Origin of the sequence: Agrilactobacillus fermenti, assembly GCF_047943045.1 — a bacterium.
Taxonomy (GTDB): Bacteria; Bacillota; Bacilli; order Lactobacillales; family Lactobacillaceae; genus Agrilactobacillus; species Agrilactobacillus fermenti.
On sequence record NZ_CP181347.1, the window covers coordinates 2230025 to 2254588 of the forward strand.

Below are 24564 nucleotides of genomic sequence, written 5' to 3' on the forward strand. Positions count from 1 at the left end.
ACACGCCCCTTTAATGTGCTTGTTTTTGCTTTTCTGCATTTCTAGCACGCTTAGCGGCCTGCTTTCTAGCAAAGTCAGGATCATCCTTGTGGGGTGTTAGATCCACTTTTTCTAACGGAATCACTTTTGTCTTATATTTAACTTTATAGTAGATATAAAGGACAAGAAATAGCGGAATCGACATATAACTAATCGATAAATGTTCCCAATTCAATGTCTTCAAAGCCGGAATATCCTGTCCCACAATGACGATAATACTTAAAACCATCGCCAAAATGGGTCCAAAAGGAAACCACTTGGCCTTATAAACTAATTGATCCATCTCATAACCTTGTTTGTAGAAAGCTTTACGGAACCGATAATGAGATATTGCAATGCCTAGCCAAGCAATGAAACCAGTCAACCCGCTGGCTGCCACAAGTAAAGTATACACATGTGGCCCCAAAATACTCGTCAGTAGTGTAAAGGCGCCAACAAAAGTTGTGAGCAATAGCGCCATCAATGGGACACCACGCCGGCTAGTACGTGAAAACGTCCTTGCAGCTTGTCCCTCTTTGCCCATTGCCCAAAGCATACGTGTTGCGGCGTACATACCAGAGTTAGCCGCTGAAATAACTGAAGTTAAAATGACCGCATTCATCACACTAGCTGCTGCTGCCAGACCAATTCGCTGGAACACTAGCGTGAAAGGACTGGTAGCAATATCCTGTGCACTGGATCCCAATAATTTAGGGCTCGTATAAGGAATTAAGGCAGCAATAATGAAGATCGCTAAAATATAAAATAGAAGGATGCGCCAAAATACCTGTTTGATAGCTTTGGGAATACTCTTTTCCGGTGTCGCTGATTCACCAGCAGTGATCCCGATCAATTCGGTCCCCTGAAATGAGAAGCCAGCAACAACAAAGACACTCAAAATAGCAGGTATTCCCCCAACAAACGGGCCCTGTTTATATGTAAAGTTTTTCAAGCCTACTGGACCATGACCGCCGAGGATGCCAAAAATAGTTAAAACACCAACAACCAGGAAGATAATAACTGTCATGACTTTGACCAGGGCCAGCCAATACTCCGTCTCACCAAACGACTTGACAGAAATAACGTTGATCAAAAAAATCAAAGCTAGGAAGAAGACACTGATTGCCCAGTTTGGCCAACTTGGGAACCAAAATTGTACGATAATTGCTGTCGTACTAATATCTACTGCCAGCGTGATTGCCCAGTTAAACCAGTAATTCCATCCCAGTGCAAAACCAAGTGCTGGATCGACAAATCGAGTGGCATATGTGGCAAATGAACCAGAAACTGGCAAAAATGTTGCCATTTCACCTAAGCTGGTCATCAAGAAGTAAACCATGATTCCGATACCGATATAAGCAACTAATGCCCCACCCGGACCAGCTTGGGAAATAGCAGAACCACTAGCTACAAATAAGCCAGTCCCAATGCTACCGCCCATGGCGATCATGGATAGATGACGGGTTTTTAGTTCTCGTTTGACCTCGTCATGCGTGTTTGAATTCAAAACTTTGCCCCCTAAGCAAATTACGTCGATTACGAATTAATAACTAAATTAGATTATCTTAAAAAAAGCTAAACGTCAATATGTCCACTATTGTACTTTTAATTTTGTTTTCCTATAATGAAGTTGAATGTGCTTCAAAACGTTAGGGATTCATATCATTTATTGCACCAAATCACTTGGAAGTTGGTGAGTCATATTTTCGAAGAATTATTTTTTAACAAAGCAGATAACGAAAAATTTCAAATGTTTCGTGTGCTAAACACCCTGGATGCCGAAACATTCACACTTAACGATATTGGTACGGAAATGCATATGTCCTATCAAAAGACCTACAATATCTACCAAGGTCTACTAGATGATATGTTTGCCCTTGATCCTGAAATTAAAGAAGAGAATTTAAACAAAAAAAATATTTCCGCAGCCAATTTTCCTGTGTCAGTCGATAGTTACCGTCTTTTTCTACTAAAAGGCAGTATTATTTTTCAAGCATTTGACTACGCTTTTCAAACACAAACCCCTTCAATTGATGAATTCTGTAACACACACTTTATTAGTAAATCGACCCTTTTGCGAAAAATGGCTAAATTACGGGAATTTATGAATAGCTACTCCATGTCGATCTCAACCACCAATTTACGTTTCGAAGGTGACGAACGCCAAGTCCGTTTCTTTATTTTTTGTATCTACTGGATCGGCTTTCACGGACAAGAATGGCCCTTGCGTTTTATTGATTTCAACTCCGTACGTCCTGTTGTCCGCCGGGCCAACACGGCAGTGAATGATCCCATTTTAGAGTTACAAAACATTTTATTTTTTGCCATCTCCCGCGTTCGTATCGTTAATGGCTATTTAATTGAAGACATGAGTGCCTTCAATTCATTTTTCTATGATGATAACGAAAAACAGCACCCTTTCCTAACTAACGATGACTATCCGCGGTTAACTTATGATGATCTATTAAATGAAAGTTTGTATTTTTATTTCTATGATATCGTGACCGGTCGCGTGGAACATTTACCAGACGAATCAACGCGCTACTTATATCAATATAACCGCGAACATAATACGGTGCTTTGGCAATTTACAGATGAATTTTTTGATTTTATTGCCGACTATTATGATGTAAATTCTAAAGTCCAGGAGCGCGCTTTAAACACGAATGTCCAACTCGTCAGTAATTTGATGCGTCTAGTCTTGAGCTACGAAGTTATGAAAATTCCTCGGATTAAATTAATCGATTTTTATGATCCTGAACGCCTAGAATATAAACAATCTACCCTGTGGGATATCATCACCTTATTTTTTGAACGTAAAAAGCGGCAGCATCGTTTTGAAAATTTAATGCCCTTTCAAGAACCCCTAACCAGTGAAATTTACTATCTAATGTTACCGTATTTAAAAGTCTTAAAAACTGGTCAACTAGTTAAAGTCAAAGTCTTGATTGAGCGCGGCGATTTAGTCAGTCGTGATATTTTTATTTTCTTAGAAGATTTGAATAATATCACGATTTTACCTCGAAACGCCCCTTTGGATGATGCCGATCTGATTATCACTTCTTTGGACACCCCTTCCCAATTGGACGATGTCTTACCACCTAATATTGACCGCCACAAAGTCATCAAATGGAACTTAGACGCTCGAGATATTGATTTTTACAATTTATATTTAAAAATCAAACATCGTTTTTTAGAAAAAATCAGTCGCTAGAAGTGTTCACTAAAAATATGCTTACTTAATAGGGATCCTGAAACAAAACTTCCGCTTTGTTTCAAGACCCCTATTTGTTTTACAACAATTAAATTTTAACCGTGTTTCAAAAGGAAATGCCCTCACCGAACAACGAATGGCTCATTGGTATGTTTAGCGTTTCCGTTTTGATTGACGCTTTGTTTTTTTACCAGCATTTATACCCCGTCGATATAAAAACACCATCAGAACAGCAGCTAAAATTAACCCGCTAAGTCCTAGTAAGACCCACAGCCAAGTATAATCATGTTTCGGTGTGATATACCGATTAGCTTGCTGCGCTTGAGCTGCACTAACCGTAAAGTTCCGTTTAAATTTCCAAGTTCGCGTCTCCTGTTTTAAAGTCATTCGTAAAGTGTAGTTTCCAGGTTGAATCGTGCGTTTTCCCCAACTGATAGGGATATTGGTATTGGAATTGGGAGCGAAACTATAGTTTAATTTGGCCGCTCGCTTTACGATCTCAGAACTGCCGCGTCGATACACAGCTGCTTGAATATTCAAGCTTTTATTTGAAATCACTTGTGGCTGAAAATTTTGTAAATTAGCTAAAACCGCTGGATTTGGGCCCTGCGCACGGACGGTCACTTGCCGCAAACGAAAATCAGGCAAAACTTGAGCAACATCGCCAACCCCAACACCTAAACCTATGTAAATCCCATATGTATTATACGTGCTGATGTGTTTTCGTTTCATAGCCCCTGTTAAAGCCTGTCGATTAGCTTCCGGCGACCAGATATAAAAACTACCCAACAACTGCCCAGCAAATTTCGTCGTTCTCGGAATGGTCAGCTGTTGCGTCAAAATTCGGTGTTCATTAGGTTCCAAGGTGATTCGCTGGGTTTTTAAGCCCAAGTCAGCCATCTTGAAAGGTAGGGTTGGGTCATCAGATTCTTGATGCGGTATGTAACTAATATTACCCTGATTATCGGTTGAGGCAAAGACTGGTTTGATCACTAAAGAAACCTCATTATTGGAGGTATTCTGTAGTTCAATATTTGTCGGTACACTTTGTCCCGGTTGTAACTTAAGATCAAAGTAAGCTGCATTCTTTTGTGCTTGCTGCTCCGGAATAACCGGCTGAATAATCACCGGCACGTTCGGCACACTATAAGCAAATGCTGACTTAGGCCATGCCAATACACCAAATATGATCCAAAAAAAAACAAGCCCCAAATGTAACTTGCTTTTTTTACCAAATTGATTCATAAATATCCTCTCACTATGAAAATGGGCCACTGCCCAAACTCCAGTCCATTCGCGCCACATAATGGCCCTTGTCTTGATCTGTAATCGGTACGAATAAATGAGCCGACTCGTTCTTAGAAAAATCAACGCCCCAAGTACCGGTGCCCTGACCTTGGTCAGCTGCTAGAACTTTCATCTCGCCCCCAGGTGAAACACTCAAATCCGACTGCAGTGTTGGTGCATGATCCGAAGTCCCTGCATAACTAAACGTACCATCACCCTGAGATGAGTATGTGCCTGGGCCCACCTTGATATTACTGGCATCAAAAGATAATACTGCATGGTTCAAATAAGTCGCATTGGATGTATCCAATTGTCCTTGACTATTGACCGCTTTAAAATTTTTCAATGCTAGCGTCAGATTATAGCCTTGAGCATTTGCTGCTTGATCTGTTCGGGCATCAGTAACAACCAAATTTCGACCAGGACCTGATTTAGAACCTGCTGCAGCCAGTAGCAACTTCGTCCCCAAAGTTATTGGTGTACTAGTTGAGGTATCTGAATTAGAGATCGCATTGCCTAAGCCAAAATCAAAGTTCGGCACAAAATTCAAAGCTAAATTACCCGGATACTTACTGTAGTCAAACCCAATACCTAATTGTGAGATACCTGACGCACTGCCATCGGTTGGAACCACCGCGTCATTATCTGAGAGACGTGCAGATCCACTTTCTTCACCAGCAGGCACCACGCCGTTTAAAGCGCTTCTAGGGTCAGTCCCTGCACCCAATGCCTTAGTTACCGGTAACACCAATGAACTCAAAATAAGCACACTTGAAAAAAGTGATAATTTTCTAATCTTCATGGTGATACCTCCTTCCGCCCAATATTCCTACTCTTTAGTATAATTTTTTTAGACCTATTTTGCCATTCAATTTCACAAAAGAATGCTTTCAATAACTGGTATCTGCTTAATCAACGGCCGCCTCTTTTTTTACCTTTATAGTAAATAACCCAACTAAAGACAACCAGTAATATCAAAATAAGCAACCCCGCAATGATGAATAGCGGCCAATAATTCGGTTGGATCTGCTGATTTTGGCGATTTAACTGTCCAGCTTGCTGATCCGTGATGGTAAAATGACGGCGAAACCGCCAAGATTGCGATTTCGTTTTAAAATCATAAATTGCTTCGTAATCTCCAGCCACAACTCGGTTGGGCTGCCAGCGCAAGGATAACTCAAAATTAGAATTAGCGGCCATACTCAAATTGCTCTGTTGCGTTGAAAATACCTTTTTACCTTTGTTCGTGCGCACTTGAAACTTCAATGTCATGGCCGTCAATAGATTTGGTTTAATGTTACGCACTAAAGTATTCAAATAAGGCATGGTGGCGTAGGCATTGATTTGCGGCCGCCCTACCGTTAATTCGGGGCGAATTTTTTCCTGACCACCATTCACACTGACTAAAGCTGGAAAGGCATAATTTACTTTATTCGTGATATCGGCTTTGCTTGACCCAGGACTTTTCACGCTCCCCGCCGTCAAAGATGACACTTGATAGCCCCCCATGATCAAACCCACAAAATCTTTCTCTTTGGGTGTGGTCACATTAAAAGTGACTGTTTGTTCGCCATGTGGGGGCAGTGTGATGGTCTGCGTTGGGCCAGTCAATTGGGTAAACTTATGTTTCAGCGATTTATCGCTCTTTCCCGGCCGGCTCGTATAGACCGCATGACCATCTGAACTAGTCGTCGCCACAATTGGTTTAATTTGGATTTTGTTGGGTACAGCTATTAGATTTTGAACCAATATTTGCGTGGTGGTTTGCTGCCCCGTTTGAAGATTCAACTCAAAATATTGATTATCCATTGTTGATTGATCATCAGATGTCACCTGAGCCGTAAACGATGGTGCCGCTGCTTGAACAGCTTGTTTCGGCACCAATGTCAACATAAAAAAAGTCAGTGTGACACCCAAACCCAAGATAATAGCGTTCCGTTTATTTGCCAACAAATCAATCCTTTACAAAAATAGGACTAAAACAAAACCATCCGTCTTGTTTCAAAGCCCCGCCTAACTATACTTATTTAATATCTGTTTTAAAATAGCTTTTTTGTTAAATTTTACTGAAAATAAATCTAAGTCATGAAATTTTATTTATTCGTCGTCGGACTTGCTGAAAGTGTCCAAGTAACTGGGGCCACAAACTGACCCTTTTTTTGATAATTTGGACCAATATAAAACTCAGCTGATGTTTTAGGATTAAATGAGATTCGATAAGTTCCAGCCTCTGCACCTTTACTACCAACACTAGAAAAAACCTGTTTTGTCTCACCCTGTCGAATAATCCCTGATGAGGTATCATCCGAAATAATATCTGTGGATTCCCAGGTATCATTACTATTATCCGTCTTTATCTTTTGCATTTGATCCTTATCAATTGACCACTTCATATAAGTATCTGCTGGTAGTGTATTACTACTATCTGCCAGTTTATTGGTAAATGTACTGTAACTTGCAGTGACCTGCCACTTATTCATTCCACCATCATTACGGACGACCAACGAACGACCCATACCATCACTATCAGTCGAATCGCTCGCCTCATCCAACAATTGAAACCCATGACTCGTATCATAATCAGGTGCATTAAACCCAAAGTCAAAGTTTGGAACTTGTACTAACGATAAACCACCAATAAACTCAACACTTGCTGATGTAGTGGCCGTCGTCCCATCGGCGCGAACAACTTTTTTTGTTTCTGCAGCAGTGCTCAGTGCCCCTATCACACCTACACTGACTAACAAGAGTTTCTCCCACTTACGCACTACTACTCCCCCCTCTATCATTCACTCTAAAGTATACACAATCTGTTTGCCTGTTTACTGCCAATCTGTAATAACAATTCTTATTAAAAATGAAACAAATAATAATATTGCCCCACTAATAATGGCTAATTCATTTGGTCCCAAAATACTGGTATTAAAAGAGTTATGTATGTGAACAGATCGTTTTCGATCACTTTTTATTATTTAATTTATGTTCCACGCGTAGAAAATCTAGCACTGAATCTTGACCAATTTTAATGATTTTAGGCAAATTAATACTGTTCTGTCCGCCCTGACGTGGCCTAAACGTAATTGGCAAGAAGCGCATACGCCGATGCTGTTTTTTATAAAGCACCGTCATTAATACATTGGCTAAAAAATAATTAGCAGGAATCTTCTCAAGCACTTCAGCCAATGAACTTGCCGTCATTAATCGATAAGGTACATTAGCATCTGGCAGCCAAACATGAAATGCTCCCCCAACAACCAACTTTAACACCCGAGTCACTACCAATCGGCTGATACCGTCTTCTCGCTTGGTCCGTAGTCCAAATTGAGCATCATAATCTTGCCGATGCACCCAAAATTGTTTGAAATCAAGGGGCGTCGTCTGCCCATCAGAATCTGTCTGAAAAATATAATCTGGTTCCTGTCGTAAAGCACGCTGATAACCCAAAAGGATTGTTGCGCCATGCCCCGAGTTAGGTTTATCGACGACTTCTAATTGAGCGTAGGCTGTTTTAAGCTGCTCTAAAATTGTCAAAGTTTGATCCTTGCTCCCGTCGTTAACAACCAGCAGTTTGCCAGTTGGACTGACCTGTTGTAATAACTGATGCCACTCTTTGACAACTTCCGCAATATTTTCCGCCTCGTTATAAGCCGGCATCACAATAATCAATTTATCTTCCTGCATTATACTTCCCCATTACCTTTCTCATTCAATAAAAAAAGAACTGAATCTGAACCGAAAACTCGGTTGACAACTCAGTTCATTTTACGACCTTAATATTGTCTATGCAATTGGTGCACTGCTCAATACCCAGTACATCGTTGCTTTGTATGTGCCTTCGACCTGACTATCAGTAGGTACATGTAATTCTGCAGCCGTCTTTGAATGAAAATCCAAAGCCCACCAACCTTTGCCATAATAATGGTCTTGACCTTCATTTGTTGTTGCTGGATCTGACCCCCAAATAATTTTAAAGTTATTTCGGAAGGCATCGCCATTTAGGCCTTTAGTGGCTGTACCGTTAAATCTTTTCAGAATAGATTCATGTTTCTCTTTCTCTACCTGTGTATAATCATGTTGAGTATAATCTCCATGCGCATCTTTCGTCCAGTCAGGATAATAGGCATCTGGCTCACGCTCGGCTTCACTAAAATTATGCACATCCGTAGCCGTTGCATCACTATCATCAAATGGTGTAATTGACACATTATGAACGCTAGGCGCATCAGATGTATCTTCAAACTGCCAAGGCGCCTTGTTTAAGGGCACATCATTTGTGCCTTTAATTTTGCCATTGTCTGTTATTGGTTGATCTTGATTATCATATTGATAGGCACGAGTCCACTCAATGCGATTGGGATCAGTAGTGCCAAAATCATCTGTAGTTAATGGTGTTCCATGGTATAAACGCGTCTGACTTAAATCCATTGATAATGATGAAACCTTAAGAACCTTAGAATTATCTAGAGTACCAGCATTCTTATCAAACTTTCTGAATTGGCCAACTGCTACCGACACATTCCAGTCTTTAGCTGCCGTATAATCGTTAACCGTCAGCAAGCGATACTTGCTAGTAGCCGGTGACTGTATTTTTTCTTTATTAACCGTATCTGAATTTAAATATGTTGTATCTGTTGCCATTAACGGCAGGTCAGCAAAACCAAAATTTGGTGCGAAGACCTGCATACCGCCTTCTTTAAAGCCAATGGCTGCTTGTGACGTACCAGTTGCGGTTGCATCAGTTGGCGCATCACTGGCAATGGTATTGCCAGGTGCCGCAGTCTCAACACTAGTATCATCTAAAATTTTTGTGGTTGCTGTGGCTTGAACATTTGAAAAAGAGAAAAGGGTAGCCGTGCTTAATCCCAAAAATATGGCACTTAAGCTAGCTAAGAAACTCTTATGCATTAGTTTCATTCAATCCCCTCCCTTCAATTGATTTACCGCTTCCGTGTACGGCTTTGTGTTGATGACTGACCATTATTTGCCCGTTTGCCACGTTTGTAAACATATACTAACAGGATAACAACTAATAGGACTAGCAAAATGATCAGCAAAATAATTAGCCATAAATAATTCTTTTTAAGATTTGGATTTTGATTGGCCCGCTTAGCTTGCGATGGTGTGATCGTAAAGTTCCGAGTTAAATGCCAAACACGATAATCACGAGCACCTTTGTCACCTAAGACGGCAGTAATCTTCATCGTATAATCTCCAGCTGCCATTGGGTCATTACCCCAAGACACAGGTACATTCAAATGTGAGTTAGGCGCAAAGCTCATGTTGCTAACCCGATTACTATGCAACACTTTATTTGAGCCCCGTTTGTAAACTCGGGCATGCATGTTCAACCGATGACTTTGAATCGCATTTGCCTTGAAATTTTGCACCACACCTTGCACGGCACCTTTTTGGTCCAAGACTGTTGGGTGAACCACTTGTAACCGCAAATCTGGTTTTACTGCTGCAACATTCCCAACGTTCAATTGAGCCCCAATGGCAAAACCATACTGGTTGGTCAATTGTAATGAATTCTTCGAACGCTTCTGCCGTTCAGCCGTTTGATTCAATGATGGTGAATCAACAAAAAAACCGCCTAAAACCATGCCATTGAACGGTTGATTTGGAACTGTGACATCGGTTGTATAACGACCTATTCGACCAGCAGGAACTTTGAACACTTTTGTCTCCGGACCCAATTTCGAAAAATCCAGCTTCAGTGATGAATCTCGGCTTTTACTCGTATCCGTATATATAATTGCCCCCTGATCATTAGTCACAGCGACAATTGGTCGAACTCTAAAGCTCTGAGCTTGATTGGTTTCATTTAAAACATCAACACTCATCTGGGTACTTTGTCCCGGTGCAAGATTCAGCTTAAAGTAATTACTGTTCTGATCCTCTTGTTGAGCTGGTGGTACCGCCTTTACCTGAAAGCCGATACCATCGTCAGCGGCTTGAACCCGATTCGTCACAATGCCTATCGTGAACAAGCAAGTAAGCAGGCTCAGAACACTATAAATCACTCTAACTCGAATTGCTCGTGTGCGTAAATGCATCCGGAATAAATCCCCTATCTAATCAATATTAGTTAACTGATCCATTTTGTAAAGTCCAATTAATCTTTGCTGTCCAGTCGCCCTGTTTTTGTAGACTGTCTGGCACATTCAAAGTTGCACTTGTTGCCTTACTGAAATCAAGGCCCCAAGTACCGGAACCGTTATCAGCATTTGCTTGCCAAAGATTCGTAGCTTTATTGGCATTTGCTGCTAGCGCAATCGTTCCCAGTTGCTCAGGTTTATTCGTCCGAGCATCGCCATTTGGGTCAGTCGTATACTTAGTTGTACCGGCTGCAGCATTTTCATTCCACAATCCCGGTACCAAATATGCTCCTTTGCCCGTATTATCGGCACTACCAGTCAGCGTCAAAGTAGCGTGAGTGGCATCTGTACTACCCATTGTTGTTGAAGTTTGTTTATTGTCATTATCCAACTTCTTAAAGTCTTCTAATTGTGCAGTTATGACCCAAGGCCCACCCTTATCACTTCTTTGATCGGTTACCACTAGAGAACGTGTTAGTGGCTTAGCATCAGTCTGCATATTGAAATCAATTTGGCCACTATGAATCGTAAAGGCCTTCCCAAAGTCAAAGTTTGGAACTTGGTTCAATGTCAAGTTACCGGGTGCAAAACCGATCCCAGCAGTGGACCAGCCAGTACCCTTATCATTTTTGTGGTCGTTAGCATCTGGTGTATTCGTGATATGGGTCGCATCAATTTCAGACCCACTTTCTTGATTGGAACTAACGCCTGGCACACCCTTTAAGGCTGGTTCAATTGTCGTTGTTGTTGCGGCGTTAACCGTGCCAAATTGTCCAGCAATACCTAATAATAGTAATGCTGCTGATAGGCTGGCGCCCATTTTTGTCGTTTGTTTCATTTTTCATTCCTCCCAAATATCTACAATATTATACGTTTATATTATACCTATAACGTAGGCTTTACTAATGCCAAGAATGCATAAGATTTTTTTCTAATTTTGGGTGATTACCCAATCTCTGCCTGCGTATGAACAATTTGCTTTTAAACGTGTTCCAAAAAGCAACGTTTTCACCTAACGACGAATCACTCAAATGGAAAACCCACCATTTGTCGTAATTCTTGTTAGCGCTCAGTCGCTGAGCGCCTTTTGTCACACTCTTGCTGCTATCGTTTTCGCCGCGAACGCCCACGATTTGCTTTAGCAGCACCCTGGCGTTGACCACGTTTATAAATGTAAGTGATAAATACTGTCAGCAAAATAACAAACAGCACAGCTAATAAGATCCATAGCCAGGTATAATTTGGCCGTGCTTGGTTGGCTTGGTTTAACTTGTTGGCAACTTTAGCTGTGATCGTAAAGTTCCGTTTCAAATGCCACTGTTGGTCATGATAAACCATGTTCATATAAAGCGTATAATTACCAGGCACCATCTGTGACTTGCCCCAAGAAACGGGGTAACGTAGCGTTGAATTTGGTGCAAAGCTGGCATCTAAATTATGCAACTTAATTTTCTTAGTGCTATTTCGCCGAGTCACATAAGCCTTGATCTTCAATTCTTTGTTGTTGATCATTGCTGGCTTAAAGTTCTGTAAATTAGCTTGTATTCCAGGATTGTTTAGAATTAGTGCTGGTGCCACTGTATTTAACTGAAAATCGGGTTGTACTTGCGTCCAATTATTGAGTCTCAGAACTACGGCAAGATACATGGAATAAGTATTGACAATTTCCACTTTTGACTTTTTAGCCTTAGCTACCGCTGATTTTTCAGTCCGTGGTGAATCAATAAATAAAGACCCCAAAACAATGCCATTATATGGTGCGGCCGGTGTCTGAACCGTAAAATTAACCGTTCTAGTTTCTCTAGGGGCCAGTTCAACCTTTTGGCTGCTAGGATTGACCAACTTATTCAAAGGGTATTTCAGTGAATGGTCTTTAACACCTGCATTGGGTGCATACTCTAATTCACCCTGAAAGGTGGTGGAGCCATTGGCCACCCGGATACGCAGACTTTGTTTTTGCTTGGATAGGTTCTCCAATTTCAACCCAATTGTTGTCGTCTGACCCTGTTCCGGTGCAATATCAAAATAATCTTTAACTTGGCTGCTTTGTTGCGGCGGTAATACCGTCTGTACATCTACGGGAATATTCCCAACTTGAACCGCCTGTACGGGCTGCTTCGAGCCAAAGAAGAAACCACTTACCAAAAAAAGCAAGATGCCAAAGCACCTTGCCATCAAATTCTGTTTCAAAAAACTGCCTCCATTACTGTGGTCCATTACCTAAAGACCAGTTCAATTTTGCGTGGAACACACCGATATCTTGTTGACTTGTTGGAATCTTCAATGTCGCTGTATCTTTATCTTTGAAGTTCATACCCCAAGAGCGAAGCCCTTGAGTCTTATCAGCACTCCAGACAGGTACATAATCGCCATCTGTATTTTTATTTGAATAAATCGATACATCGTTATTTCCATCACCGACTAGATTAGGTGCACTACCTGTGTACAATGGTTTAGCTGGATCGGTCTGTGCAGCACCAGGGTTCAAAAGATCCCCAAAGGCACCGCCATTATCATCAAAAGTTCCAGCCTGAACGATTGCTTTTTTAGTATGCAAAACTAAGATTGGGGCCGCATTCCCATCAGAGCTTGCTTTACCCAACGCTTTATTACTATCATCAGTCAAAAGGCCTTCAAATTTAGCCTTCAAATTCCACCCTGTCCGGTCGTCAGTATTACCTCTAGCATCCGTAACAATGGCAGCTCGCGGTGAGTGTGCACCAGTGCTATCTGATTTACCAGCTCCGAAATCAATGCCTGCTGCGTGTAAATCAAATGATGTACTCTTCATAAAATCATTGTTACCACCAAAATCAAAGTTCGGCACCATGTTTAAAGTCAAATTGCCTGGCTTGAAACCAATACCAATGTAACTTGAACCAGAACCATTCTTAGTATCTGTAACGGTACCGTTTGGTGCTAATTCTGCCCCGTTCTCTTGACCTTTAGTTGCTACATTAGATAGCGCTTGATCTGGATTACCTGCCGCAAAGGCTGTTGTTGCTGACCCCAATGAAGCTGTTGCTAGCAATATAGCTGCAAATGTGTATGCTGTGCGTTTCATATTTTTCCCCCCACGTTACTCTCTTTATCAATTATTATGTCTATTATAGCAAATATCTAGTTACAATAAATTCATTTTCTGTAAGTTTTCTTATTCAAATTCTATCTATGACGATGACTGTGACTCCGACCACCAGTTTGGTTGCGCCCTTTATTAATACCTCGACGGTATAGATAGGCCATACTGGCAATCGCTAAAAGCACAACAACCGCCACTAATAGAATCCATAACCACAAGTAACTTCTAGTCTTTGGCAGCAATTTATTTGCTGCTGCGGATTGTTGTGGTGTGATGGTAAAATTCCGCGTAAAATGCCAAGTCCGCAGACCAGTCTTAGCCGTCATTTTTAAAGTATATTTTCCAGGCGCCATGCGACTCTTACCCCAACTAATCGGAATATCCGTATTAGAGTTCGGCGCAAAACTAAACTTCAGATTACCTGTTTCTTTGACAACCGACTGCCCACCACGATGGTAAACTTTGGCCTTAATCGTCATTGATTTGTTGGTGACTGCTTGAGGTTTAAAATTCTGTAAGTTTGCCAAAACTACTGGCTCAGCACCTTGAATCGACGGCTTGACCGTACGCAACCTAAAGTCGGGAAAGACACTACTGTCATCGCCCACATGCATCGTTACGCCGATATACATGCCAAACGTATTGTAGACGCCAGTTTTATGACGTTTAATCGCTGCTTTTTGAGCCGACGCATTGACCGAAGGCGACCAAATATAAAAACCACCTAAAATCATGCCCTTAAATTTCATGTCCGGCTGTAAGGATACTTTCTGATCAATGATCCGCGTTTCCTTAGGCTTTAATGTTATTTTTTCAGCGGTTGGTCCTAATTTAGCGAAGTTATATTTTAAACTGCCATCCACAGTACCTTTATGCGGTGAATAATCAATATCCCCAGTTGGCGTGGTTGTGGCTGGCACTGGTTGAATTCTAAGGACCACTGATTTATCGCTGGTATTTACTAACTTTAAATTGGTCGGCACGACATCCCCAGGCTTAACACTAAAATTAAAGTATTCACTCGACGTTTCTTTTTGAATATCCGGATAGACCGGTTCAACGGAAACTGGGATATCTGGCACTTGAACAGCCTGTACTTTTTTGGGATTAAAGCTGACGCCTAACATCAGCACGGAAAAAAATAGCAAGAGAGCAAACTCCCTAGCTATTTTTTTATCATTTAGATGCTTAAATGACATTAATTTGTTGCACTTCCGAGATCCCAATTCAATTGAGCAACGAATTTACCGTGATCTTGAACAGCTGCCGGCACGTCTAATTCAGCAGAATTCTTATCACTAAAGTCTACTGCCCAAGTACCAACGGCAGGAGTTTCGCTCTTCGCACTCGTCATTATAGCTTGAAGTGCGTCGTTTTGTTGTAATTTTACTTGCTTAGTTGTTAGTGTCGCAGGCTTTGGCACTGATGATGTACCGTAGTTATCTATACCATTTTCTGTCAATACCCCACCTTTAATAGGTGTAGCACCGTTAGCATCTCCCAGAGTCAACGTGGCTCCATTTAGATAAGGTGTACTTTTATCTAGTGTATTGTCGCTATCTTTAACTTTATAAAACTTACCCATAGAAACCTGAACAGTATACCCATTTTTTGCATCAGTTGCCCCACGGAAATCAGTCACTGCAAGCACACGTCCAGGCTCGTCTTTCGTGGTTGGTGCACCTTTACTAAATAAATTCAGTGTTTCAGAGCCAGTCCCCATATCATGGTTTGTACCAAAGTCAAAATTTGGTACGAAGTTTAAAGTTAGGCCACCTTGATCACTCACCTTGAACCCAACCCCAACAGAACTTTGACCAGAAGCATGTTCCGTATCTGTTACCGCAGATCTACCAGCTTTCTCAGCACCACCATCTTGACCAGCACTAACGCCTTGGACACCTTGTAGTGCTGAACCCTCTGGAGTTGCCGCATCAGCTGCTTGAGCTATCTGAGCGCCTTGTGCAATTGTTGCCCCAGCTAAAAGTGCAACTGCTGCCGCACCTAAATACTTGATTTTCATATGTCTTCTCTCCCCTTAAATCCTAACTTCAAATCTATAAATAGTATAATAAATTATTCACATTTAAATAATTCAATTTTGCATTGAAATATTATATTTTTTTGCAGTTCATAACCATTTTTATCCTTTAGTGCCGCTTATTTCGAGTTGACCGTGAATCATTTGCCTTATCTTCCCGAGATGAATGGCGCTGTTTTTGCCGTCTTTGTTGCCAAACTTGACGTTTTTCCTTACCAGACTGCACCGCAAAGAAGTATATTGCGATCCAAATCACAGCAATCAAAATAATGCCCAACACAATTAACAAGATGATCCAACCTAAATTACTGGATTGACGGGCTGCTTTTGGTATAGCCGAGCGCTTAGCCTCAGCTTTAGTAACTGTAAAGCGCTGATCAAAGTCTTGCTGACCACCATTCGTTGGGATAATACTCCCCTTGATACGGTAGTTTCCAGCTTTTAATTTTACGGGCAAGAAATAAGTGAACTTTGAAAAAGGTGCCATCTGCATATTGGCTCGATTAATCGTCTTAATTACTTGCCCACTGTGATAGATCTTCGCATTAATCGCCATCCGAGAAGCATTCATCGCGGCTCGATTATGTAGCGGTAATAAAATACCTTTCTGCAATTGACGAATACCCGGCGTGGCCCGACCAACTAGAATACTTGGCTTCACATCCGTGTCATCTTGGCGGAGAACGACCCCAATATTATAAGAAATTCGATTATTGATCGTGACTGATTCCGACTTGGTAGGATCTACTTTGGCGCTGGCTACCACGGCGCCCAAAATCATACCTTTGTATCGCTCAGCTGGTGCTTTCACTTTGAAATTGACCGTCTTTAGTTCTCCTGGTGCCAGTTTGACCGTCTGTTGCCGTTTATTTTCAACCAAATCCGCCATCGATTTCGTTGTAGGATCGATTAGTTTTTGGTTATGCCGATCATAGGCCACCACGCCACCATCAGACGTGTATGCATTGTTCAGTTCAACGCTAACATTCAGTTGCCGCACACCTGTGTTAAAGATCCGTAAACCTAGTGTGTGTTCCGAATTAGGTTTAGCGGTTAAGTCAAAATAACCGAGGTCTTTGTTCTGCTGTTCATCGGGAATAATAGCTTGAACCGTAAAACTCGACTTCTGCCGCTCACTTGAACTGCTTGAACTACTTTGTGAACTATCTGCGGCCGACACATTCGAACTTGATAACATGAACACAGCTATCAGGCTCAGTAAACTAATTAGCAGTATCCTGATCCTTCTTGTCATTATATACAACGAGCTCCTCATGGTAAGTTAAGTTTCATCTATCATTATACAGATAAAATTTTCTGACAAGCATTAATTTCAGAAAGTTTTTCTTTATTTTAATGAAACCGGCAAACCTATTCAGACAAAAACCCTCAAAAATTAGATTTTAAGTCTAACTTTTGGGGGTTGAATTTTATATGTTAGTGCTCGGTCGCTGACCGCCTTCATGTACATCCTATATTAAACGCGCGCCAAAAGGCAACGCCCTCTCCTAACATCACATTACTCAAATGGAAAACCCACCATTTATCGTAATGCTTGTTAGTGCTCGGTCGCTGACCGCCTTTTGTCGCGCTCTGTGCTTAACCTTCGGCGCCGCGGATGGCTGAGTCCATGCCATCATAATCAAACTCATGGCGGCGGAAAGTCGAGTCATGAGTTGGCAAATGTAAATCTAGATCCGTGAAAGTTTGTAATGTCACTGTGCCCTTAGCCAATTCAAAGCCAAGGATATGCCCACCAAATTTATGATTATCACTCAAAAAATGAACATGAAAACCGGCGCTGCCAATACCTTGATACAATTCCGGGGTAAAGTAACCTACGACGGTACCATCGATATTATCAGCTTCAAAGGTCCGCTGATTGTCAGCTAACTGCGCTAACGTTGGGTAAGGCCGCTGACCAATAAAGGCGCGTGTTTGCATCTTCTTGAAGGTCCCAGTAATTTTAACGGCAAAGAACAAATTATGATAGTCATGATTGGCTAGAATTTCTTTTTCTAGGTCGCTCTGAGAGATATTTTCGCGGTCATATTTATCCGTTGGTCGATCATAATGTACGTTGGCAAATGGGACTAACTCATCATCAGAGACTTCTAAAACGTCACCCGTACTCTTTGCTAGGTACGGCTTACCATCAACGACGATCAATTCACCGTCCAAGGCTTCCACGGAACCAATCCCATAATCCCCATGCTTGAGCAATTCCCCAACAGGCAACGTCCCGCTAAATAGGCCAGGAACCAACAATGCTAAAGTACCATGTTGATATAATACATCTTCTTTATCCATTCATTACGCCTCACAAACATATTTTCAATTCTTATTATAGCGTTTCTTTCATTTTAGCAAAACGTGGCTGAAACAAAACGAACATTCTGTTTTCAGCCACATTTTTGAGTTAAGTCCGATTTCACTTTAAACGTGTCCCGAAAGGCAACGCCCTCTCCTAACGACGTATCGCTTAAATGGCAGAACCACCATTTGTCGCGATTCTTGTTAGTGCTCGGTCGCTGACCGCCTTTCGTCTCATTCTGTTCTTTGATTATAGTTGATCTGGTAACAAGGTCTTACCTAGTTCTTTATTGCCAGAATAATCCACGGGTACATCAACGACCACGACACCTGGTGTCTTGAAGGCTTGGTCCATGACAGCATCTAAATCAGCTGCTTTGTTTACGCGCAAGCCGGTAGCACCAAAGCTTTCAGCGTATTTCACAAAGTCGATCGGGCCAAAATCAACACCGGCAGATTGGCCGTACTTCAATTCTTCTTGGAATTTGACCATATCATAGTGGCCATTATCATTCCAAATGATCTGAACGATGTTTAAGCCTAACCGCACGGCTGTTTCCAATTCTTGACTGGAGAACAAGAAGCCACCATCACCAGCAACAGAAACAACTTTGGCTTCTGGCCGTAACAAGGCAGCAGAAATCGCCCATGGTAAAGCTACGCCAAGGGTTTGCGCCCCATTACTGAACAGGAGATGTCTTGGTTCATAACTTCTGAAATGGCGGGCCATCCAGATATAGAAAGAACCCACATCCACGGTTACTGTCATATCGTCAGTTACGTGGTTTTGTAATGATTGAACGATTGCCAGCGGATGACTTTCAACCGTATTTGCATCAACCTTAGGGGGAATATCCCGATTTTGTAATTTCTTACGTAACTCACCCAGATATTTATGCGCGTCGCCATCGATTTCGTAACCACGCAAATATGGTAATAAGAAATCTAAAGTTTGAGCGATATCGCCAACCAATTCTTTTTCAGGTTCAAAATTATGATCGATTTGTGCCGGTGCATCGTCAATCACAATGATGCGAGCGTCACGCTCAGCGTTCCAGTTGCGGGGTTCATATTCGATGGGATCGTAACCAATGGCAATAACTAAGTCACTGCGTTTCAACAATTGATCCCCAGGTTGGTTCCGGAATAAACCGACCCGACCATAGAAGTTCTTATCTTCAAATTCACGGGAAATGACGCCGGCACCTTGGAAAGTCTCAACAACAGGTAAATCAGTGACGTCTAAAATATTGCGGATAGCCTGGGTTACCTCGGGCGAAGAAGCACGCATGCCAACCAATAATACCGGTAACTTAGCGCTTTTAATTTCTTGAGCTAATAAAGTTGTTTCAGCCGGACTGGCAGGGCCCAAAGTTGGCTCCTGTCGCGGTGCGATTGGTTTGTTGTTGACAGGTGCATTGACCACATCACCAGGGACACTGATGAAGCTGGCACCTTGCTTAGAAGAACTGGCTTCTTGCCAAGCATTGGCAATTACTTCGGAAACGTTCTCTGGCTCTTGAACTTCCGCACTGTATTTGGTGATTGGTTCAAATAAAGCCGCACTCCGAATACTTTGGTGGGTCAAACGCAATAAGTCGGCCCGGGGTACTTGACCAGAAATGGCTAACATTGGATCGCCTTCAGCTGTAGCCGTAACCAAACCAGTTGCTAAATTAGATGCCCCTGGTCCAGAAGTGGTCATGACTACGCCAGGTTTGCCAGAGATTCGGCCGATACCTGCTGCCATGAAAGCTGCATTTTGTTCATGCCGAGTCACAATCAGCTTAGGCGTTTTAGGATCATCTGAATGTTCTAAAGCTTCAAAAACGCGGTCCACCTTAGCACCCGGAATCCCAAATACATATTCAACGTCGTGATTCTTCAAGCTATCCACGATCGCATCGGCGCCGCGGTAATCTTTTTTTTTAGCCATAACAGTCTCCTTCAATGAATTAATCTGTTTCAAATAATACTACTTTCCTGTTATATTTCAAGCCAAAATCACAAATTATTTTAATCACAATGATTGTTAAATCAATTTAGTATCTGTTTCATATTGTGTTATTTTGCAAAAATAAAAAAGAATGGCTTTAACCATTCTTTTTATCGTACGGATTCTAATCGTCGTCTTTCTTCTTCAACTTACCCTTACCGAATAATACTGACAAGGCTGCTAAAGTCCCACCAATCATAGACAAAGCTGTCCCTTGTTGCTTATTGTCGCCAGTTTGTGGTAATTGCTTGCCAACTTCTGGTTGAGCTTTAGATGTCGGATTTGTTGAATTGTTACCAACAACTTGTTCAGCAACTTGATTTAATCCTGGTGTTCCGGTTGTTGGCTGTGTAGGTGTGTTACTCAACTGTACCTGTCCAGCAGTTTGACTGCCTTGAGGCGTTGCAACATTTTGATTTGATGTACCCGTTGGATTTTCTAGTTGCTGTTTTTGCGGTGTTGCCGGATTTCCAGGATTTGGTTTTGGACTTGGAACTTCCGGCGTACTTGAATTTTCCGCGTTGGGTTTGGTTTCAGGCTCAGGCTCTGCTGGTTGATCTGGTGTTGGATTGTTAGGTGTGTCAGGATTGTCTGGATTTGTTGGAATAACAGGGTTATTGGGAGCGTTCGGATTGCTAGATTGGTCTGGAATATCACTAGTTTTGTAAACATAGATAATATCATTTTGTCCCCAATTAGCACCTACACTAGAAGCCTCAGCTAAGTTCTCATTTGCTCCGCTAATAACCTTTTCAAAATCAGTACCGGCAATTTTTGGCTTTACCGCGTCTGACAGACCTGCTTCAAAATCACTATGATCTTGTACATAGGTCTTAGAGCCTAACGGAACAAGTTCATTCTTAACGACCGTCTGAGTGTCATCAACTTTTATCTGACGGGAAACTCTGACATCGAAATTTAACTTAACATTGAGTTCATGTCCATCATCTAATTTAATGAGAAACTCACTGCCATTAGCTAACTGTGTCGCAGCATTATTCAAGTCATACTGAACCACAATAAGACCATCTTTGTTAACGGCAATGGTTTTAACCCCTGCAGGTTTAACGTCAACATATTCAGATTGCTCAGTCGCGTTACTATCATAAAGAACAGTACCTCGACCATCATTTTTCATCGAATTCAAAACATTGTTTAACTCAGTCACTGTCATTCCATTGGTTTGATTAGAGCTATACTGAACAGAGCTGAAATTAATATTTTTATCATCATTGCCATCAACTACGCCTTCTGTCCAGTTATCATATTTATATGAATCACGATCATAGGGATCTATAACAATTTGACCATCGATAAAGTCTGAATAGCCAGTATCTATTGAACCTGTGTATTGGCCCTGCACATCAGTGAAATTATAATTCAGGATTTGAGTACCCCAGATAAATTTAACTGTGCTACCACCTGTAATCTGATTATTACCATTTGATATATTTGCAAAATATAATCCCTCTACATGAATATTCTTCGATTCCGCTTCAGTCGTAGCACCAGCACCTGTTAAGACTGTGAAGTCCTGTCCGAGTTTTTCAGTATCGGAATCAAGCTGTCCTTTATCGCTACCATTGACATAAACGTGTTGTTCCACTTTACCTTGTAATGTTAAGTTGACTGTATATGTCTGATTACCTGCGAATTTAATTTCGATATTGTAATTTGGCTGGGCATGATCTTTGTCAAAAGTAGCTGTCAACTTCTTAGTCGTGGCGTCATAGGTTAGATGCTTCAAGCCTTTCTGTTCTAACTTGTCGTTGTCAACTACATGACTCCAGACATCTAATCCTAAATCAGACAAGCCCTCTTGAACTTGTGCATCACTTAATGTATTCGCTCCAGCCGCACCGTTTGTCGTTGCATCAAAAGCAGCGGTATCTCCATCGACACCTATTGTACTTCCTGTTGATACATTTGTTGAAGTATCAATTGTCCAATTCTGCGATGCGGACTGCTCAGACTGAGATGCATAATTAAAAGTGATGCTATTTGTTCCAAGACCAACAACTGAATTTAACAATCGCTCTTGTCCATTGCTACTTGGTACTATTTTGGTTCCATCAGCCGGAAGTGCTTCTGTATCACCTTTAATGCTAATATTACCACTCAAATGAACGTCCCTTATGTTAAGACCATCAACACTAGATTTTTGATTATCCGACATTTTGTCTTGACCATTTAGACTATTTATCCCATCAAATATATTGGAACCAATACTTACATAAGTCTTACCGGAACCATTTTGACCAATTTCTCCAATATTGACACCGTTAATGGCATAGTTAAAATCTATGGGACTATAGAGTTTAAAGTTTACATCATGGTTGAGTGCCCCCCTAGCAAAATAACTAATCGTAAATACATCATCACTATGAATTTTGCCAGCTCTAAGTTCTTGTTGTAATAAGTCACTATCAACCTTTATACCGTATTTCTGTGAGGTTGAATCATACGTAACATCGGTTACCCAATCAGGGTGTGTATAATATCTTGACTCGATTTTACCTTCATTAAATTCAGCTTCGCTTGGTTTATACGAATTATTGCCTAAATCTTGAATAACATAATTTCCATTTGTTGACTGGTCGGTATATACCTTGCCGGTTGCGTTTTCAACCCGAAAGCGAAGAATATTCCCGTTTTTATCAATAAGTAATCCATTATTATTCGTTTCGTACGGTTGACTTTTCACTAAACTATTTATAGTTGTGTCGTTGGGATTACTAATTGTTTGTGTTGTAAAAGTAACTATTTTCTTATTATCATTATAACTATTAATACCCACTAACAGTCTAGTTACTCTAGGATAGTTAGGGTATGGGAATGGATCGTTATTTCCAGTGTAATACCAATTAGCATTATTAGATGGTAGAAAATTGGCGTCATACCAATCTGCCGGCGAATTGTAATCAGTATCTGTATCAGGCGTAACGGCTGTGTTTTTATCAGTGTAGCCAAACTCCATATTACTACTCTGTAACTGATTTGTTGTAGCATCCCGATAAACACTTTGTGCATGGGTAATATCAACGCCAACTGATGGATTATTTGCTACCACAGCCCCATTGCCACAGACGGGTTTATAATTATTCGAGCCCCTCGGTGTATATGGCAGGAAGTTATCTGAGGTAACGGGCACTGTATTCACGGCAATATATGACATAGAAACACTGTCAGCAGAACCTGCCCTTTGTTTTAATATATCAATGTCCGAACTTGTTAACTTTGGCCGAAGAATATCATTTTCAATGCCATAGCCGTTGATGAGCTCTAAAAGGATATATCCTGAAGAAGTTACAGTACGGCCATTACTATCGTCTCCAGAACCATAAATATAACCAACAGGTAAATACACAATCCCACCCTTAACAATACTTGGTAGTCGTTCCCCTGGCTTTAAATTAAACGTACTGCCCAGGCTCTCCCCTGTGTTCTTGTCAACCATAGTTACTTCTACTGAATTTTGGATATTTTTTTGCTGCTGAGTTATCAGTTTTTTGGTAACATCACTTTGCATTTTATTTTTCGCAGTGCTGGCATCATTTTTGTTACTATCATCTACAGATGTATCCTTATGATCAATTACATTATCTTTCTGTATATCACCGCTATTTTGATTATCTTTCGATATTTCATTTAATTTTTCAGAACTATTTTCATTGCTCGTCTTTTCAATAAGAGATGCTTTTTCCTTATTATTATTATTGGTGTTTACTGATTTGTTGGTATTCGTATCATTACCCTGATCCTGACTTTGATCAGATCTTAAAGTAGAAGCATCAGCAGCCGCACCCTGAGTATCAGAAGCAGTGGAAGATATCCTATCATCTGCAACATCATTCTGAATTTTATTAGTTGAATCGTCATAATTGCTAGAACTACTGTTCTCAGTTAGTGGGTTACCCTCATAAGTTTTAACAGCCTGATTTGAATTTGGCTGAGTATTGGTTTTATTATCCACCTCATTATTTTCTTGAGAATGACCAGTGCTACTCATTGTTACTATTTGTCCTACAGATTCAGACTGATTTGTAGTTGTGTTAGAATTTTCTAAACTTTTTGTGGCGCTACTGTCCTCATTACTTGTACTTATGTGAAGATTCTCCTGTGTATCAACGCTCTGGCTTACCGTCTGTGTTTTTGACTTAGAAGTAGTTCCATTGTCATTATTTGTATCTGCATGAACTTTGGCCGTGCTCGAATTGAAAAATTCCCCAAAAACAGCTATAGCTAAAGTGGTTGTTGCTACGCCTATATATATGGCTCTATTCTTTAGCTTCGCTATGTTAATCTTTTCCCCAGATTTATCTGACATCATACTTCCTCCTAATAAATTTATTAGTTACCAATAATCAATTATATTATAAACCATCATTTACTATTTTCGTGTCACATTCCAATAACTATTTTTCTCTATTTAGAAACCAAATATCTGAGTAGTAGAGCTAGATTAATAAACTTTAGCGAATTATTTTAGAGCTCTCTTCCATCTAATTCAAGATA

Annotated in this window: 18 protein-coding genes; 1 reads left to right on the forward strand and 17 read right to left on the reverse strand. The window is 41.0% G+C overall.

All coding sequences use genetic code 11. The annotated features are described in order from the left end of the window. Window positions 1–10: 10 nt before the first annotated feature. Window positions 11–1468 carry an amino acid permease gene (locus ACNAN0_RS11115; RefSeq protein WP_230914183.1) on the reverse strand — a complete coding sequence of 486 codons (1458 nt, stop codon included), beginning with the start codon at window positions 1466–1468 and terminating at the stop codon, window positions 11–13. A 243-nt stretch (window positions 1469–1711) separates the two neighbouring features. Here ACNAN0_RS11115 and ACNAN0_RS11120 point away from each other — a divergent pair, with 243 nt between their 5' ends. Further along, window positions 1712–3232 carry a helix-turn-helix domain-containing protein gene (locus ACNAN0_RS11120; RefSeq protein WP_416353310.1) on the forward strand — a complete coding sequence of 507 codons (1521 nt, stop codon included), beginning with the start codon at window positions 1712–1714 and terminating at the stop codon, window positions 3230–3232. A 153-nt stretch (window positions 3233–3385) separates the two neighbouring features. On the opposite strand, the gene ACNAN0_RS11125 is transcribed toward ACNAN0_RS11120, so the two are convergent. From ACNAN0_RS11125 to ACNAN0_RS11200, 16 genes are all read right to left on the reverse strand, one after another. Beyond that, window positions 3386–4477, reverse strand: a complete 1092-nt coding sequence (locus ACNAN0_RS11125) for a DUF916 and DUF3324 domain-containing protein (protein ID WP_416353311.1) — start codon at window positions 4475–4477, stop codon at window positions 3386–3388. A 13-nt stretch (window positions 4478–4490) separates the two neighbouring features. Beyond that, window positions 4491–5321, reverse strand: coding sequence for a WxL domain-containing protein (locus tag ACNAN0_RS11130; protein ID WP_416353312.1), 831 nt, complete (start codon window positions 5319–5321; stop codon window positions 4491–4493). A gap of 110 nt (window positions 5322–5431) precedes the next feature. After that, window positions 5432–6469 carry a WxL protein host-binding domain-containing protein gene (locus tag ACNAN0_RS11135; RefSeq protein ID WP_416353313.1) on the reverse strand — a complete coding sequence of 346 codons (1038 nt, stop codon included), beginning with the start codon at window positions 6467–6469 and terminating at the stop codon, window positions 5432–5434. A gap of 143 nt (window positions 6470–6612) precedes the next feature. Beyond that, window positions 6613–7287, reverse strand: a complete 675-nt coding sequence (locus ACNAN0_RS11140; protein WP_416353314.1) for a WxL domain-containing protein — start codon at window positions 7285–7287, stop codon at window positions 6613–6615. 190 nt (window positions 7288–7477) lie between these two features. Then, complete coding sequence (locus ACNAN0_RS11145; protein ID WP_230914161.1) at window positions 7478–8200, reverse strand: glycosyltransferase family 2 protein; 723 nt, start codon at window positions 8198–8200, stop codon at window positions 7478–7480. Window positions 8201–8299: 99 nt separating this feature from the next. After that, the gene (locus ACNAN0_RS11150; RefSeq protein ID WP_230914162.1) at window positions 8300–9433 is read right to left on the reverse strand and encodes a hypothetical protein; all 1134 of its coding nucleotides are present in this window, start codon (window positions 9431–9433) and stop codon (window positions 8300–8302) included. 23 nt (window positions 9434–9456) lie between these two features. Continuing rightward, a complete protein-coding gene (locus tag ACNAN0_RS11155; RefSeq protein ID WP_416353315.1) occupies window positions 9457–10509 on the reverse strand; it encodes a DUF916 and DUF3324 domain-containing protein in 1053 nt (350 codons plus the stop codon). 94 nt (window positions 10510–10603) lie between these two features. Further along, window positions 10604–11455, reverse strand: a complete 852-nt coding sequence (locus ACNAN0_RS11160) for a WxL domain-containing protein (RefSeq protein WP_230914164.1) — start codon at window positions 11453–11455, stop codon at window positions 10604–10606. 266 nt (window positions 11456–11721) lie between these two features. Next, window positions 11722–12807 carry a DUF916 and DUF3324 domain-containing protein gene (locus ACNAN0_RS11165; RefSeq protein ID WP_230914165.1) on the reverse strand — a complete coding sequence of 362 codons (1086 nt, stop codon included), beginning with the start codon at window positions 12805–12807 and terminating at the stop codon, window positions 11722–11724. A 13-nt stretch (window positions 12808–12820) separates the two neighbouring features. Continuing rightward, a complete protein-coding gene (locus tag ACNAN0_RS11170) occupies window positions 12821–13681 on the reverse strand; it encodes a WxL domain-containing protein (RefSeq protein ID WP_230914166.1) in 861 nt (286 codons plus the stop codon). Window positions 13682–13782: 101 nt separating this feature from the next. Beyond that, window positions 13783–14847: a DUF916 and DUF3324 domain-containing protein gene (locus ACNAN0_RS11175; protein WP_230914167.1), complete on the reverse strand. Its 1065-nt coding sequence runs from the start codon at window positions 14845–14847 to the stop codon at window positions 13783–13785. 50 nt (window positions 14848–14897) lie between these two features. Beyond that, entirely contained in the window at window positions 14898–15722 is an 825-nt protein-coding gene (locus ACNAN0_RS11180; protein ID WP_416353316.1) for a WxL domain-containing protein, read from the reverse strand. A 127-nt stretch (window positions 15723–15849) separates the two neighbouring features. Beyond that, the gene (locus ACNAN0_RS11185) at window positions 15850–16938 is read right to left on the reverse strand and encodes a DUF916 and DUF3324 domain-containing protein (protein WP_230914184.1); all 1089 of its coding nucleotides are present in this window, start codon (window positions 16936–16938) and stop codon (window positions 15850–15852) included. 401 nt (window positions 16939–17339) lie between these two features. Next, the gene (budA, locus tag ACNAN0_RS11190) at window positions 17340–18050 is read right to left on the reverse strand and encodes an acetolactate decarboxylase (protein WP_230914169.1); all 711 of its coding nucleotides are present in this window, start codon (window positions 18048–18050) and stop codon (window positions 17340–17342) included. A gap of 253 nt (window positions 18051–18303) precedes the next feature. Beyond that, window positions 18304–19989, reverse strand: coding sequence for an acetolactate synthase AlsS (gene alsS, locus ACNAN0_RS11195; protein WP_230914170.1), 1686 nt, complete (start codon window positions 19987–19989; stop codon window positions 18304–18306). Window positions 19990–20173: 184 nt separating this feature from the next. After that, window positions 20174–24376, reverse strand: coding sequence for a hypothetical protein (locus ACNAN0_RS11200; RefSeq protein ID WP_416353317.1), 4203 nt, complete (start codon window positions 24374–24376; stop codon window positions 20174–20176). Between the last annotated feature and the right edge of the window lie 188 nt (window positions 24377–24564).